Annotated in this window: 13 protein-coding genes; 4 read left to right on the plus strand and 9 right to left on the minus strand. The window is 66.9% G+C overall.

Features of this window, described 5'->3' with window-relative positions:
* Positions 1–55: 55 nt before the first annotated feature.
* A complete protein-coding gene (locus tag NVV90_RS15820) occupies positions 56–1,327 on the minus strand; it encodes an MFS transporter (protein WP_258438200.1) in 1,272 nt (423 codons plus the stop codon).
* A gap of 127 nt (positions 1,328–1,454) precedes the next feature.
* Between NVV90_RS15820 and NVV90_RS15825 the strand changes: the two genes are divergently transcribed.
* The 3 genes from NVV90_RS15825 to NVV90_RS15835 all read left to right on the plus strand — a co-directional run bounded on the left by NVV90_RS15825 (position 1,455) and on the right by NVV90_RS15835 (position 4,173).
* Positions 1,455–1,937, plus strand: coding sequence for a Fur family transcriptional regulator (locus NVV90_RS15825; RefSeq protein ID WP_258438201.1), 483 nt, complete (start codon positions 1,455–1,457; stop codon positions 1,935–1,937).
* Between the two features lie 7 nt (positions 1,938–1,944).
* Positions 1,945–3,390 (plus strand): catalase, encoded by a 1,446-nt coding sequence (locus tag NVV90_RS15830; protein ID WP_258438202.1) that lies wholly within the window; start codon positions 1,945–1,947, stop codon positions 3,388–3,390.
* A gap of 147 nt (positions 3,391–3,537) precedes the next feature.
* Positions 3,538–4,173 carry a DUF2461 domain-containing protein gene (locus NVV90_RS15835; protein WP_258438203.1) on the plus strand — a complete coding sequence of 212 codons (636 nt, stop codon included), beginning with the start codon at positions 3,538–3,540 and terminating at the stop codon, positions 4,171–4,173.
* Between the two features lie 73 nt (positions 4,174–4,246).
* Here NVV90_RS15835 and NVV90_RS15840 read toward each other — a convergent pair whose 3' ends face one another.
* From NVV90_RS15840 to NVV90_RS15875, 8 genes are all read right to left on the minus strand, one after another.
* A complete protein-coding gene (locus tag NVV90_RS15840) occupies positions 4,247–5,830 on the minus strand; it encodes an amino acid permease (protein WP_258438204.1) in 1,584 nt (527 codons plus the stop codon).
* A gap of 204 nt (positions 5,831–6,034) precedes the next feature.
* Entirely contained in the window at positions 6,035–6,451 is a 417-nt protein-coding gene (locus NVV90_RS15845; RefSeq protein ID WP_258438205.1) for a DUF779 domain-containing protein, read from the minus strand.
* Positions 6,451–7,461 (minus strand): alcohol dehydrogenase AdhP, encoded by a 1,011-nt coding sequence (gene adhP, locus NVV90_RS15850; protein ID WP_258441211.1) that lies wholly within the window; start codon positions 7,459–7,461, stop codon positions 6,451–6,453. Before adhP ends, NVV90_RS15845 begins: the two co-directional genes overlap by 1 nt.
* Before the next feature lie 103 nt (positions 7,462–7,564).
* Positions 7,565–9,088, minus strand: coding sequence for an aldehyde dehydrogenase family protein (locus NVV90_RS15855; protein WP_258438206.1), 1,524 nt, complete (start codon positions 9,086–9,088; stop codon positions 7,565–7,567).
* 206 nt (positions 9,089–9,294) lie between these two features.
* Complete coding sequence (locus NVV90_RS15860) at positions 9,295–9,648, minus strand: DUF1801 domain-containing protein (RefSeq protein ID WP_258438207.1); 354 nt, start codon at positions 9,646–9,648, stop codon at positions 9,295–9,297.
* 45 nt (positions 9,649–9,693) lie between these two features.
* Positions 9,694–11,109: a GAF domain-containing protein gene (locus NVV90_RS15865; protein ID WP_258438208.1), complete on the minus strand. Its 1,416-nt coding sequence runs from the start codon at positions 11,107–11,109 to the stop codon at positions 9,694–9,696.
* Positions 11,110–11,221: 112 nt separating this feature from the next.
* Positions 11,222–12,064, minus strand: a complete 843-nt coding sequence (locus tag NVV90_RS15870) for an alpha/beta fold hydrolase (RefSeq protein ID WP_258438209.1) — start codon at positions 12,062–12,064, stop codon at positions 11,222–11,224.
* Positions 12,065–12,136: 72 nt separating this feature from the next.
* Positions 12,137–13,570 carry an FAD-dependent oxidoreductase gene (locus NVV90_RS15875; protein ID WP_258438210.1) on the minus strand — a complete coding sequence of 478 codons (1,434 nt, stop codon included), beginning with the start codon at positions 13,568–13,570 and terminating at the stop codon, positions 12,137–12,139.
* A gap of 185 nt (positions 13,571–13,755) precedes the next feature.
* Between NVV90_RS15875 and rarD the strand changes: the two genes are divergently transcribed.
* Positions 13,756–14,787, plus strand: a complete 1,032-nt coding sequence (rarD, locus tag NVV90_RS15880) for an EamA family transporter RarD (RefSeq protein ID WP_396125318.1) — start codon at positions 13,756–13,758, stop codon at positions 14,785–14,787.
* The last annotated feature ends 1 nt before the right edge of the window (position 14,788 follow it).

Consider the following 14,788-nt stretch of genomic DNA (forward strand, 5'->3'; position numbering starts at 1 on the left):
ACGGGGTGGTGGCTTTAGGGGTTAAACGTCGACGGCGGCCGTCCTGTTCCGGTGCTCAGGGCAGCGGGTGCGCGGCGTCGTACTGCACGAAACCGGGCTGCCGGCGCGAGGCGAACCACGCCAGCCCGATGCACAGCAGCCCGCCCAGCAGCAGCACCCAGCCCTCCCTGAGGAACTGGGTGAGGCCGCCGGACAGCATGTCCCCCACTCGGGGGCCGCCGGCCACCACCACGATGAACACGCCCTGCAGCCGCCCGCGCATATGGTCCGGCGTGGCGGACTGCAGGATGGTGGTGCGGAAGACGGCGCTGACCGAGTCGGCAATGCCGGCGAGCGCGCAGCACAGGGCAGCCGGAACCAGCCAGGGGGTCACACCGCCGCGGCCGGAGTCACCCGCCAGCAGCACCACCAGGCCGAAGGCCGAGATCGAGGCTCCCCAGCCCATCACGGACCACACCACGGCGCTGCCCTGCCGGCGGACCCGGCCCAGCGGTCCGGAGAAGAGCCCGGCCAGGAAGGCCCCCACCGCCGACGCTGCCAGCAGCACCCCCACGGTGGTCTCGCCGCCGCCGACCATGACTGCGCCGATGGCCGGCATGAGGGCGCGGGGCTGGGCGCAGATCATGGCGATGAGGTCGATGATGAAGGTCATGCGCACGTTCGGGCGCGTGCCCAGGAAGCGGAAGCCCTCGACGACGGAACGCAGCCCGGGCCGCGAGGCGTCTTTGGACGGCGGCAGGGCAGGGAGCTTCAGCAGCCCCCACAGCGCGAACGTGAAGCTGAGGACGTCGATGGTGTAGGTCCAGCCGAAGCCGATGGAGGCCACCAGGACACCCGCCAGCAGCGGACCGGCCGTCATGGACAGGCCGAAGGTGAGCATGCTCAGGGCATTGGCCGCGGGGAGGAGTTCCTTGCGGACCAGCAGCGGGATGATGGCGCTTCTGGCGGGGCCGTTGATCCCCTGCGCCCCGCTCTGGACAGCGACCAAGGCGTACAGGATCCACACGTTGCCGATTTCGAGCCAGGCCTGCAGGGCGAGGCAGGCGGTGGTGGCCCACAGGACCAGGGAGGCCGCCATGGCCACCTTGCGGCGGTCGTAGGCGTCCGAAATGGAGCCGCCGAACAGGCCGGCCACCACCAGCGGAACCAGCGCGAAGATGCTCAGGAGCCCCACGTAGAGGCTCTCCTGCGTCAGCCGGTACACCTCCAGGCTCACGGCCACCAAGGTGAGCTGGGAGCCGATGGCTGCCACCGAGGATCCCATCCACAGCCGGCGGAAGGCCGGGCTCTCCTTGAGAGGGGTGATGTCTGCCAGTAGTTTCGCCACCGTCCAACCCTAGCTACCGCGGAGCCCAGCTCCCGCACCCCACCGCGCCGCCGCCGCCGCCCTTAGGCTGCCCGAAGTTAGCATCACCTTATTATGATCTGTTCATAATAAGTGGTTCACTGAATGCATGACAGGTCACACGGCAGAGCAGGAAGCATGGGCAGAAGCCCTGCATTCCCATGGCCGCCGCGTGACCAAGCAGCGGCTGGCAGTCCTCGCCGCCGTCGAGCATCACCCGCATTCCCCGGCGGAAGGCATCCTGGCCGCAGCCCGCAAGGAACTCCCTGAACTGACAGCGCAGTCCGTTTACGTTGTGCTGAGCGACCTGACTGACCTGCAGATGCTGCGCCGCTTCGAGCCCCCGCACTCCCCCGCACTGTATGAAACCCGCGTGGGCGACAACCACCACCACGCCGTGTGCATCAGCTGCGGCCGGGTGGAGGACGTGGACTGCGCCGTGGGCCATGCACCCTGCCTCACCCCGCACTGGGACGAACATTCCAAGCCGATGACCATCCAGATCGCCGACGTCCTGTACCAGGGCATCTGCCAGGACTGTCAGTCCAAACAACAGCTTCCTACTCAAACGCAAGCAACCACCACAAAATAGGAGAACGATGACCGCGAACATCTCGACCACCCAGTCGGGCGCACCCGTTACCTCGGATGCGCATTCCAAGTCCGTCGGCGCTGACGGCGCCATCATCCTGACCGACCACTACCTGGTCGAAAAGCTGGCACAGTTCAACCGCGAGCGCGTCCCGGAGCGTGTAGTGCACGCCAAGGGCGGCGGCGCTTTCGGTACCTTCAAGACCTCCTCGGACGTCTCCAAGTACACCAAGGCAGCCTTCCTGCAGCCGGGCGTCGAGACGGACATGCTGATCCGTTTCTCCTCCGTTGCCGGCGAGAACGGCTCCCCGGACACCTGGCGCGATCCCCGCGGCTTCGCCGTGAAGTTCTACACCTCCGAGGGCAACTACGACCTCGTGGGCAACAACACCCCGGTGTTCTTCATCCGCGACGGCATCAAGTTCCCGGACTTCATCCACTCGCAGAAGCGCCTCCCGGGCACCCACCTGCGCGACGCCGACATGCAGTGGGACTTCTGGACCCTGTCCCCCGAGTCCGCACACCAGGTCACCTGGCTCATGGGCGACCGCGGCCTGCCGGCTTCCTGGCGTGAAATGCAGGGCTACGGCTCGCACACCTACCAGTGGATCAACGCCGAGGGCGAGCGCTTCTGGGTCAAGTACCACTTCCAGTCCAACCAGGGCGTCAAGACCATCACGGGCGACGAAGCTGCCGAACTGGCCGGCTCCGACGCGGACTTCTACATCCGCGACCTGCAGGAAAACATCGACGCCGGCAACTTCCCCTCCTGGGAACTGCACGTCCAGGTCATGCCGTACGAGGACGCCAAGACGTACCGCTTCAACCCGTTCGACCTCACCAAGGTGTGGCCGCACGCGGACTACCCGCTGATCCACGTGGGCACCATGGAGCTGACCAAGAACCCGGAGAACTACTTCGCGCAGATCGAGCAGGCCACCTTTGCGCCGTCGAACTTCGTGCCGGGCATCGCCGCTTCCCCGGACAAGATGCTGCAGGCCCGCATCTTCTCCTACGCGGACGCACACCGCTACCGCGTGGGCACCAACCACGCCCAGATCCCGGTGAACCAGCCCAAGAACCAGGTCAACAACTACAGCCAGGACGGCGCCGGACGCTACCTGTTCAACGCCCCCTCGGTTCCGGTGTACGCACCGAACTCCGTGGGCGGCCCGGCTGCCGTTGAGCCCGCCTCCCCCGCAGGTGGCTGGGAGAACGACGGCGAGCTCACGCACGCCGCGCACTCCCTGCACGCCGAGGACGGCGACTTCGTCCAGGCCGGCGCGCTGTACCGCGAGGTCTACGACGACGGCGCCAAGTCCCGTCTGCTGGACACCATCACCGGTGCCGTGGGCGGCGTGAAGAACGCCGAGATCAAGGAACGCGCCATCCAGTACTGGACCAGCGTGGACGCCGAACTCGGCGCCAAGCTGCGCGCCAACCTGGGCAGCTAATTACGCACCGGCCCCGGCCGGAGCCGTTTGAGCCAGGAACCCCGTCACGGATTCTCCCGTGGTGGGGTTCCTGGCTTTCTTGTCGATTGTCCACATAGGCGGACCGGCCCCTGTCCCGCACGTGGGTTGCTCCCTAGGATTCCTTGCATGAACACATTCGCAGGCATCCCGTCTGAGGCCTTCCGGTTCTACGCCGAGCTGGAAGCAAACAACAACCGCGAGTGGTGGCTGGCGCACAAGGGCATCTACGACGCCGCCATCAAGGAGCCGCTGCAACTCCTTCTTTCCGAGCTGGAGCCGCAGTTCGGCCCGGCCAAGATCTTCCGCCCCAACCGTGACATCCGCTTCTCGCAGGACAAGTCACCCTATAAGACCGCCCAGGGCGCGTTTGCGGCCAAGGACGAAGGATGCGGCTTCTACGTCCAGATCAACGCAGACGGCCTGCTGATCGGCGGAGGCTACCACTCGCACACACCGGCGCAACTTGCGCGGTTCCGGGCGGCCGTGGATGCCCCGGCCAGCGGCGAGACCTTGCAGCAGATCGTGGACAAGGTTGCGGCGTCGGGCTTCAACATCGAGGGCGAGAAACTCAAGACCGTCCCGCGCGGCTTCGACAAGGAGCATCCCCGGGCGGAATTGCTCAAGCACAAATCCCTCTCGGCGGGCGTGGAGGTGGGCGAAGCCGGCTGGGTCTCGACGCCGGCGGCCAAGGAAGAGATCGCCGCCCGCTGGGAGGAACTCCGGCCGCTCGTGGAGTGGGTCAGCGAGCACGCCGCACCGTAGCCGGTCCGGACGCAGAACACCCGGGAACCGTGCGGTTCCCGGGCGCTCTTCCAACGATGTGGATGTGGGACTGTCAGACCTTGCTGAGCGAGTCCTCGTCTTCATCGTCTTTGGGCTCGGTGCCTGCGGCGGCGCTGGCAGCCGGGGCGAACTCAGACGTGCCATTGACGGAAGCCTTGGCCGCAGCGAACTTCTCGTTGAGGCGGGAGTGGCGCTGGCCGTAGGCGAAGTAGATCGCCATGCCGATCGCGAGCCAGATGCCGAAGAAGATCCACGTCTCCACAGCCAGGTTCGTCATCAGGTACAGGCAGAGGACGGCGGAGATCCAGGGCACTACCTTGCCGAACGGGACGCGGAAGGCCGGCTTCAGGTCCGGGCGCTTCTTGCGGAGCACCAGGATGCCCAGGCTGACCATCACGAACGCGGAGAGCGTGCCGATGTTGATCATTTCCTCCAGCAGGTCCACGTTGGTCAGGCCGGCGACCAGCGCCACGGCCGCACCGCAGATGATCTGCAGGCGGGCCGGCGTGGCACGTTTCCTGCTCGTCTTGGAGAGCGAACGCGGCAGCAGGCCGTCGCGGCTCATGGCCATGACCACGCGGGCCAGACCCATGAGCAGGACCATGATCACGGTGGTGAGACCCACCAGGGACCCGAAGGCAATGACCTTGGCGGCGTCCGCGTTTCCCACTGCTTCGAACGCGGTGGTCAGCGTGGGGTTCTTGGCGGCGGCCAGATCCTTGTAGGAGACCATGCCGGTCAGGGCCAGGGAAACGAGGATGTAGAGCAGGGTCACCAAGGCCAGACCGCCGAAGATGCCGCGGGGCAGCGTCTTCTGCGGGTTCTTGACTTCCTCCGCGGAGGTGGCAACAACATCGAAGCCGATGAAGGCGAAGAAGACCAGGGCAGCGCCGGCGAAGATGCCGAGCGTGCCGTACTGGGCCGGGACCGCGCCGGTCAGGAAACCGAAGAAGGACTGCTTCATGACATCGGTTCCGGCGCCGTGGGCGGTGGGTTCGGAGGCAGGGATGAACGGTGCGTAGTTGGCGAACTTCACGTAGGAGAAGCCGACCACGATCACGAACAGCACCACGGCGATCTTGATGATGGTGAAGATGTTGCCCACGCGCGCAGACAGCTTGGTGCCCAGGACCAGCAGCACCGTGAAGATGGCGACAATGAGGAAGGCGCCCCAGAAGAGGTCCACCCCGCCGATGCTGATGGACGGAGGCATCTCGACGCCCATCAGTGCGAAGACCTTGCTGAGGTAGATGCCCCAGTACTTGGCGATGACGGCAGCGGCCGTGAACAGCTCCAGGATCAGGTTCCAGCCGATGATCCAGGCAAGCACCTCGCCCATGGTGGCATAGGTGAAGACGTAGGCCGAGCCTGCCACCGGAATGGCCGTGGCAAATTCGGCGTAGCACATGATCGCCAGGGCGCAGGTGACGGCGGCAACGGCGAAGGAAATCGTGACGGCCGGGCCGGCGAAGTTGGCGGCGGCCTTCGCACCCACGGAGAAGATCCCGGCACCGACGGCAACGGCGACGCCCATGATCATCAGGTCCCAGGTGCTCAGGGTGCGCTTGAGCTTGCGCCCGGGTTCATCGGCGTCGGCGATCGACTGCTCGATCGACTTGGTCCGGAAAATGTTCATGAATATGCCACATTCTTGATGGGGATGGTATAGGACTCATCAAGGATAGAGTCCACCCACTGGACGGCCACAATTATCCCAAATAGTGAGATTACGCAGGCTCGGCGTGATACTTCCGGGACTGTGGTGGCGTATGGGACGGGAGGGGCCCGGGCGAATCGCGATGCTCGTCCGAGTTCGGGGAGCACCGTTCAGAACCACCGGTCAGCCGCCGGGCACGTCCCAGTCCATGAGGGTGGACCGGATCAGGAACCGTTTGCCTTCCGGCGCCTCCACCGAGAAGCCGCTGCCGCGCCCATGGACCACATCCACCGTGAGATGGGTATGCGACCAGTAGGCGAACTGTTCCCTGGACATCCAGAACTCCAGGGGGCGAGGGTCCGTGGGGCCGCCAAGTTCGAAGCGTCCCAGCAGCACGTCCGAGCCGCCGGTCAGGAACTCCCCCGCCGGGTAGCACATCGGCGCGGAGCCGTCGCAGCAGCCGCCGGATTGGTGGAACATGAGCGGGCCGTGCCTGGCCCAGAGCGTGCCGAGCAGGTCCGCGGCGGCCGCGGTGAGCGCCACCCGGGAAAATCCTTCCCCGGGCAGCGTCACCGCGGCTTCCAAGCTGATGTGGGGCATCAGAACCTCAGCACCACGCGTCCGTCGATCTTGGCGTGCTTCATTTCATCGAAGACGGCATTGACCTCGGACAGTTCGCGGGTGGAGACCGTGGGGTGGATCTTGCCCTGCGCGTAAAAGTCCAGCGCCTCCTCGAGGTCCTGCCGTGTGCCCACAATGGAGCCGCGGACGGTGAGGCCCTTGAGGACGATCTCGAAGATCGGTGCGGGGAAGTCTCCCGGCGGGAGCCCGTTGAAGACGATCGTCCCGCCGCGGCGTGCCATGCCGATGGCCTGGCCGAACGCGGAGGGATGGACCGCCGTGACCAGGACGCCGTGGACGCCTCCCGTTTCACGCTGGATGGCCTCGGCCGGATCCTCGTGGAGGGCGTTCACCGTGATTTCGGCGCCGTGCTGCTTGGCGAGGGCGAGTTTGTCATCGGCGATGTCGACGGCGGCCACGCGCAGTCCCATGGCAACGGCGTACTGCACGGCGATGTGGCCGAGCCCACCGATGCCGGAGATCGTCACCCACTGCCCCGGCTTGGCCTCGGTCATCTTCAGTCCCTTGTAGACCGTCACGCCGGCACACAGCACCGGGGCGACTTCCACGGGGTCCGAGCCTGCCGGGATGCGGGCCGCAAAGCGGGTGTTGACCAACATGTACTCGCCAAAGGATCCGTCCACGCTGTAGCCGGCGTTTTGCTGGGCCTCGCAGAGGGTCTCCCAGCCGGTCCGGCAATACTGGCATTCGCCGCAGGCGGACCACAGCCAGGCGTTGCCCACAAGGTCCCCGACGGCGAGGTCCGTGACGCCTTCGCCGAGTTCCACCACTTCGCCCACGCCTTCATGGCCGGGGACGAACGGCGGTGTCGGCTTGACGGGCCAGTCCCCCTCGGCGGCGTGGAGGTCCGTGTGGCAGACGCCCGAGGTGATGAGGCGGACCAGCGCCTCGCCGGGACCCGGCGTCGGCCGTTCAATTTCCTGGATCTGCAGTTCACGGCCGAATTCCGTGACTACTGCTGCGTTCATCGTCGTCATTGGCGATTCTCCTTGGCTGGTGCGGGTTGGGGTGTTCCTCTGGATAGGCGGGACGGGCCAGCGACGGCCCGTCCCGCCGGTCGATGGGCTTGGTTTAGAAGAAGCCCAGCTTGTTCTCGTTGTAGCTGACCAGGAGGTTCTTGGTCTGCTGGTAGTGGTCCAGCATCATGGCGTGGTTCTCACGTCCGATGCCCGAGGACTTGTAGCCGCCGAACGCGGCACCCGCCGGGTAGGCGTGGTAGTTGTTGATCCAGACACGGCCGGCCTGGATTTCGCGGCCGGCGCGGTATGCGACGTTGCCGTTGCGGGACCAGACGCCGGCGCCGAGCCCGTACAGGGTGTCGTTGGCGAGGCCGATCGCATCGTTGTAGTCGCTGAACTTCGCGACCGAAACCACGGGGCCGAAGATCTCCTCCTGGAAGATCCGCATGCGGTTGTGGCCTTCGAAAATGGTCGGCTGGACGTAGTAGCCGCCGGCCAGGTCTCCGGGGAGTTCGGCCCGGGCACCGCCGGTGAGGACCTTGGCGCCTTCCTGCTTTCCGATGTCGATGTAGGAGAGGATCTTCTCCAGCTGGTCGTTGGAGGCCTGGGCGCCCACCTGGGTGTCCGTGTCCAGCGGGTTGCCCTGGATGATCTTGTTGGTGCGGGCCACGGCGTCGGCCATGAACGAATCGTAGATGCCCTCCTGGACCAATGCGCGGGACGGGCAGGTGCAGACTTCGCCCTGGTTGAAGGCGAACAGCGTGAAGCCTTCCTGGGCCTTGTCGTAGAACGCATCGTTCTGCGCGGCGACGTCGTCGAAGAAGATGTTGGGGCTCTTGCCGCCCAGCTCCAGGGTGACGGGGATGAGGTTGTTGGAGGCGTACTGGCTGATGAGCCGGCCCGTGGTGGTCTCGCCGGTGAAGGCGATCTTGCGGATGCGCGGGCTGGAGGCGAGCGGCTTGCCGGCCTCGACGCCGAAGCCGTTGACCACGTTGACCACGCCGGCGGGCAGGAGGTCGCCGATCAGTTCCATCAGCACCAGGATCGAGGAGGGGGTCTGCTCCGCGGGCTTGAGCACGACGGCGTTGCCGGCGGCAAGTGCGGGGGCCAGCTTCCAGACGGCCATGAGGATGGGGAAGTTCCAGGGGATGATCTGGCCCACGACGCCCAGCGGCTCACGGAAGTGGTACGCCGTGGTGTCCTCGTCGAGCTGGGTCAGGCTGCCTTCCTGGGCCCGGACGGCGGAGGCGAAGTAACGGAAGTGGTCCGCGGCAAGCGGGATGTCCGCGTTGAGGGTCTCCCGGACCGGCTTGCCGTTGTCCCAGGACTCCGCGACGGCCAGCAGCTCGACGTTCTCGTCGATGCGGTCCGCGATCTTGTTCAGGATGGCGGCGCGTTCGGTGGCCGAGGTCTTGCCCCAGGACGGGGCGATCTTGTGCGCGGCGTCCAGTGCCAGTTCGATGTCCTCCGCCGTGCCGCGGGCAACCTCACAGAAAGCCTTGCCGGTGACCGGGGTGATGTTCTCGAAGTACTGGCCCTTGACCGGGGCAACCCACTCGCCACCGATCCAGTTCTCATAGCGGTCCTTGAACGTGACCTTGGAACCCTCGGTACCGGGCTGTGCGTAAACGGTCATTGCTAGCTCCTTTGCTACGGCATCTGATGCACCGAGCCTAGGAGCGGGGAGGTTGCGAGCAGGTTGCAACGCTGGGGCCACGCCTGCCGGGTTCCTGGCCGGGGGCCCAAACCGACGAGGGCCCCGGCCTGAGCTTGCGAAGGCCGGGAGCCGGTAGGGACTTGCGAGGCGAGGGGGCAGATCGGGAGAGTCAGCCCACGCTTGCCCTACTTCGCAGCCAGGCGGGCGGCCTGGACGGCCCACTCGGCCACCACGGACTCGTCCACTTCCTCCGGATCGGCGAACTTCACGCTCGCCATGCTGCGTGTGCCGGGCTGCAATTCGCCGGTGTCGCCACCAAACTCCTGACCCTTCCAGAACAGGAGCGTGACGTACTTGGGATAGGCCTTGTAGCCAGCCACCGGTTCATTGTCCTGCAGCCAGACGGGGTGCCCGTGCCACATCTTGCCCTCGGCTCCGGCCAGAGCCGTGCGCAGCAGCGGCTCCAGCTTGCCGGCCACAGCCGCCAGCGGCTCGGCCAGTTGCGCGTTGTAGTCCTCGATCGTGGCGATGGCGCCCATGTTGTGTCCCCCTGTTGTTGAGTTCCAGTTCAGTCGATTGGCAGTTCAGGCCGAGAGTTCGGCCTCGAGCCGTTCAAGATCGGCGACGACGGCGGCCCGCTTGGGCGAGCGCGGCGGCAGGAGCCGCAGGGCGGCTCGCCGGACCTCGACGTCGTCCGTTGCCTCGGGCAGCTCCGCGTACCGCAGCAGCGATTCGGCGCTGCCATCGGCGAGGAGTGCCTCGCGCAGGAGCATGGCGACGCGCTCGCGCAGCTGCACGATGCCGGGCGACTCGGAGCGCGGCAGGACTGCACCCTTGTAGATCTCCAGGGCAATCCGGTGGGCGCCGCGCTGCAGGCAGCTGAGGACCTGGGCGGAGTCGGGGAAGAGTTCCACGGGAAGTTTGTAAGGCCGGGATTCGGGGACGGCCGCCGGGCTGAGCTGCTGGATGACCTTGCGCAGCCGCACCATCTCGGCGCGCAGCGTCACCGTGGACCCCTCGCCCGGGTACAGCTGCGCGGACAGTTCCTCGGCGCTGAGACCGGCAGGGTGGTTGCCCAGCAGCGCCAGGATTTCGCTGTGCCGGGCAGACAGTGCCACGGTCCGGCCCTCGATGCTTAGCAGTGCCTGGTCACGGCCCAGAAGCTGCAGGCTGTTCCGGTACAGCGCGCCCGAGGTGCCGCCGGGCACCGTAGCCGGGCTCCGGCGTCGGGCACCCGCCTTGGGAGCGGAGGCCGCGGACTGGAGCCGCTCGATGCGCAACTGGGCCTGGGCCGCCGCGACCGTAGCCTCGACAAGGGACAGGGTGTGCGGGGCGACGGCGGTTTCCGTGCCGGTGATGTCCACGACCCCCAGCAGGGCTCCCGAATCGGGGTCATGGAAGGGCACCGCCGTGCAGCTCCACGGGTGCACGGACCGCGTGTAGTGTTCGGCGCCCGAGATCTGGATGCTGCGGTCCAGGGCAAGCGCCGTTCCGGGGGCGCTGGTCCCCACGGAGGCCTCGGACCAGTCGGCGCCTTCCACGAACATCATGCCCTCGGCCCGGCGCTGCAGGACCGGATCGCCGTCCACCCAGAGCAGCCGCCCGACGTCGTCCCCCACCGCCACCAGCAGCCCGCTGTCATGGCTGGGCAGGACGAGCAGTTTGCGGATGACCGGCATGATGGTGGCCAGCGGATGCCGGCGGCGGTACTCCTCAAGCTCGTCCCGGTCCATGGCAAGGGGTGCCTCGGCGGCATCGGGGTTGGCATGGTGCCGCACGGAGCGCTGCCAGGATTCGCGGATCAGGCGCCGCAACCCCGGCAGCTCGACGGCGTCCGGCAGGACATCCGGGTCCGGCAAAACTGCGGAGTCCGGCAGGACTCTTGACTCAGGCAGGACGAGGCGGCGGGAATCCAGGAGTTCGTGGCCGGCCCGGGCATGGCTCTGCAGCAGCTCCGGCGTGTGGCCGCCCGGGGCTGACGGATGGATCAGGTTCCTCATCGAACTCCCATGGCACGGTGCAGCATCCTCCGGAAAGTTTAGCCCGGTCTCCGGCGTTTGGATACGGCGTGAGCGGCCCCTGCCTAGCCCTGGCCGAGCCCGGTCAGCCCCGCTAGCCCTGCCTCGGCCCGGCCAGGAACGCGGCCGTGTCCTCGGCGACTCTTTCCGGGACTTCCCACAGGACCAAGTGGCCGGTGGATTCGTAGACCGTCAGCCGGGAGGAGCGGATGCGCGCCGCGAGGGCCTCCTGGTGCCGGCGTGGCAGCAGGGTATCGTGCGCGCCCCAGAGGATGAGCGTGGGGACGTCGATGGTGCCGGCCTCGGTGGGCGGCACGGCCTCGCACAGCCCGTGCAGGATGGCCTTCCAGACATGGGCGGGCATGGCCAGTCCGTCCCGGATCCGGTCTTCGATGTACCCGGCGGGAACGGTGTGCAGCAGGCGGTACCAACTGAGGGACTCGCGCACCCAGTCCGGGTCCACCGGGTCGGTGAGCCGGTCCACCTCGTCCGCGAACGCCGGATGGCCCCTCAGGCTCAGCGGCGAACCCACCAGGACCAGCGCAGAGACGGCGTCAGGGTGCGCAACGGCGAGCTGCTGGGCGACGTAGCCGCCGCTGGAGGAGCCGAGCACATACGCTTGCGGGACACCCAGGGCTTCCAGGAGCGCGGCGACGTCCTCGGCCTGCTCCGGCAGGGAGTAGCCGTCTGCGGGCTTCGCGGCCTCGCCCTGTCCGCGCAGGTCCGGGGCGATGATGGTGGGCGCGCCGATGCCCTGGCGGAGCAGCGGAATCAGGCGGTCGAAGCAGTGCCGCGACTCGCCCCAGGCGTGGAGCAACAGCAGCGGTGGGCGGTCCGCGCGGCCGTCGACCAGGCTGCCTTGAGCATTGCCGCCGTCAACGAAACAGGGCACGGTGATGCCGGTGCGGAGCCTGACATCGCAGACCGTGGAGTCCATATGGTCAGGGTAGGCCGGGCGGTTCGCGGCGGGAAGTGCAGTCGCCGTCCCGGATCAGCCGCGGGCCGGGTGTCAGCCGCGGGAAATCTCGATCATTTCCTCGCGCGGGACGACCTTGACGCGTTCACGCACGACGCCGGTAGCGGCTTCGGCTTCGGTCCATGCCGCACCGAGGGCTGCCTCGTGCGCATCGAGCTTGTTCCAGCCTTCCCAAGTGGTGTATTCGATGCCGCGGGATTCGAGGAGTTCGATGATGGCGTGCGGGTCCGGGTTCTCCGCCGGGGGAAGCGTCAGCCGGTCCTCCAGCAGGCAGCCGATGGTCTCCAGGGCGTCGCCCTTGGTGTGGCCGATCAGGCCAACGGGGCCGCGCTTGATCCAGCCGGTGGCGTAGATGCCGGGAACGGCCTGGCCGGAGGCGTCCAGGACACGGCCGGCGTCGTTGGGGATCACGCCGCGCTTGGCGTCGTATTCCAGCTCATCCAGCGGGGAACCGTGGTAGCCGATGGCCCGGTAGACGGCCTGGACGGGGTAGTCCATGAATTCGCCCGTGCCCTTGACGTTTCCAGTGCCGTCCAGCTGCATGCGCTCGAACTTGATGCTGGACACCTTGCCGCTGCCGTCTTCCGAAACGATCTCCACGGGGCTGTGCAGGAAGTGCAGGTGCAGGCGGCGGGACGAGGGCTGCTCGGACTCGGCATGCTCCTCCACCAGCCAGTTGGTCATGGTGTTGACCATGGTCTTGATCTGGTTGTTGCTCCGGATGGCCTCGTCCGAGGCCTCGTCGAACTCGAAGTCCTCGGGGTACAGCACGATGTCCACGTCCTTGCAGTGGGACAGTTCGCGCAGTTCCAACGGGGTGAACTTCACCTGGGCGGGGCCGCGGCGGCCGAAGACGTGCACGTCCGTGACCGGGGAGTTTTTGAGCCCCTGGTAGACGTTGTCCGGGATTTCGGTGACCAGGAGTTCGTCGGCATGCTTGGCGAGCATGCGGGCCACGTCCAGGGCCACGTTGCCGTTGCCGATCACGGCGATTTCCTTGGCGTCCAGCGGCCAGTCGCGCGGGACGTCCGGCTGGCCGTCGTACCAGGAGACGAAGTCGGCGCCGCCGAAGGAGCCCTCCAGCTCGACTCCGGGGACGTTAAGCGCGGCATCCTTGACGGCACCAGTGGAGAAGATGACGGCGTCGTAGAAGGCGCGGATGTCGTGGAGGGTGAGGTCCCGGCCGTAGGTGACGTTGCCGAGGAAGCGGATGTCGCCGCGGTCCAGGACCTTGTGCAGGGCGTTGACGATGCCCTTGATGCGCGGGTGGTCCGGGGCAACGCCGTAGCGGATCAGGCCGTAGGGCGCCGGGTAGGCCTCAAAGAGGTCGATGCTGACCTCAACGTCGCCGTCCTTGACCTCATTGGACTTGGTCAGGATGTCCGCCGCATAGACGCCGGCCGGGCCTGCGCCGATGATGGCGATGCGCAGCGGACGTTTTGAGGTGGATTCGGCTGAGTTGGACACCGGGAGCCCTTCTGAAGCGGGAAGCCGCGCAATTCTTTGTAGCGCGCAATTCTCCATTCTAAATGTCGGGCCCCACAGTCGGGGCCCGTTCATGGCGGGAGTCACACACAAAAAAGCGTAAGGACACGGCCCTTTCCGGCCGTCCGGTCAGGAATACCCCCGCGGCCTGTGGTGTTGTTGACATTGTGTCTTCAGCCGAGCAAACCGCACCCGCACTGTCCGTAGCCGGTCCCGGCGGCGAGCCGCCGTCGTCGGGAGCTGCCACCGCGCGCAAACGCCCCGCGAGGAGCGAGACGACCACGGGCGTGCTGTTCGGCATCGGCGCCTACGGGCTGTGGGGGCTGCTGCCGCTGTACTTCCTGCTGCTGATGCCCGCCGGAGCCGTGGAAATTGTGGCCAACCGGGTGGTGTGGTCGCTGCTCTTCTGTGCGCTGCTCATCACCATCGCGCGCAGCTGGCAGGCACTCGGCGCAGCCATGAAGGACCGCACCGTCATGGTCCCGCTCGCGGTGGCCGCCGGGCTGATCGCCGTCAACTGGCTCACCTATACCTACGGCGTCACCACGGGCCATGCCGTGGAAGCCTCCCTGGGGTACTTCATCAACCCGCTCGTTTCGGTCCTGCTGGGCGTCATCGTGCTGAAGGAAAAGCTGCGTCCGCTCCAGTGGGCCGCCGTGGGCATCGGCTTCATCGCCGTCGGCGTCCTGACCGTGTCCTACGGCAAGCTGCCGTGGATCGCCCTTGTCCTGGCGTTCAGCTTCGGCATCTACGGTTTCGTCAAGAAGCGCGTCGGCCCCCGGGTGGATGCCCTCACCAGCCTGACCGTGGAAACCGTGGTCCTGGCCCCGCTGGCCGGCGCCACCATGATTGTCCTGGGCATCACGGGCGCGGCGACCCTCAGCAGCAACGGCCCGGGGCATTTCTGGCTGCTTGCGTCGTCCGGCATCATCACCGCCGTCCCACTGCTGTTCTTCGGCGCCTCCGCACGCCGGCTGCCCATGACCACCATCGGCCTGCTGCAGTACTTCGCTCCGGTCCTGCAGTTCATCGTGGCCCTCGTAGCCTTCCACGAGACCATGACCCTGGACCGCTGGATCGGCTTCGGCATCGTCTGGCTGGCCCTGCTGCTCCTGACCGTTGACATGCTGCGGAACGCACGCAGGAACTCGGCCATCAGGAAAAGGGCAAGGCTCTCATCAACAGCGCCCGGCTCCTGAA

Origin of the sequence: Arthrobacter sp. CJ23 (assembly GCF_024741795.1) — a bacterium.
GTDB lineage: Bacteria > Actinomycetota > Actinomycetes > Actinomycetales > Micrococcaceae > Arthrobacter.

Bases quoted from the DNA above. Each gene is read 5' to 3' on its own strand.
- NVV90_RS15840 (WP_258438204.1), bottom strand. From the start codon at position 5,830: ATGAACATTTTCCGGACCAAGTCGATCGAGCAGTCGATCGCCGACGCC.
- adhP (WP_258441211.1), bottom strand. From the start codon at position 7,461: ATGAACGCAGCAGTAGTCACGGAATTCGGCCGTGAACTGCAGATCCAG.
- NVV90_RS15835 (WP_258438203.1), top strand. From the start codon at position 3,538: ATGAACACATTCGCAGGCATCCCGTCTGAGGCCTTCCGGTTCTACGCC.
- NVV90_RS15830 (WP_258438202.1), top strand. From the start codon at position 1,945: ATGACCGCGAACATCTCGACCACCCAGTCGGGCGCACCCGTTACCTCG.
- NVV90_RS15865 (WP_258438208.1), bottom strand. From the start codon at position 11,109: ATGAGGAACCTGATCCATCCGTCAGCCCCGGGCGGCCACACGCCGGAG.
- NVV90_RS15855 (WP_258438206.1), bottom strand. From the start codon at position 9,088: ATGACCGTTTACGCACAGCCCGGTACCGAGGGTTCCAAGGTCACGTTC.
- NVV90_RS15825 (WP_258438201.1), top strand. From the start codon at position 1,455: ATGACAGGTCACACGGCAGAGCAGGAAGCATGGGCAGAAGCCCTGCAT.
- NVV90_RS15845 (WP_258438205.1), bottom strand. From the start codon at position 6,451: ATGCCCCACATCAGCTTGGAAGCCGCGGTGACGCTGCCCGGGGAAGGA.
- NVV90_RS15860 (WP_258438207.1), bottom strand. From the start codon at position 9,648: ATGGGCGCCATCGCCACGATCGAGGACTACAACGCGCAACTGGCCGAG.
- NVV90_RS15870 (WP_258438209.1), bottom strand. From the start codon at position 12,064: ATGGACTCCACGGTCTGCGATGTCAGGCTCCGCACCGGCATCACCGTG.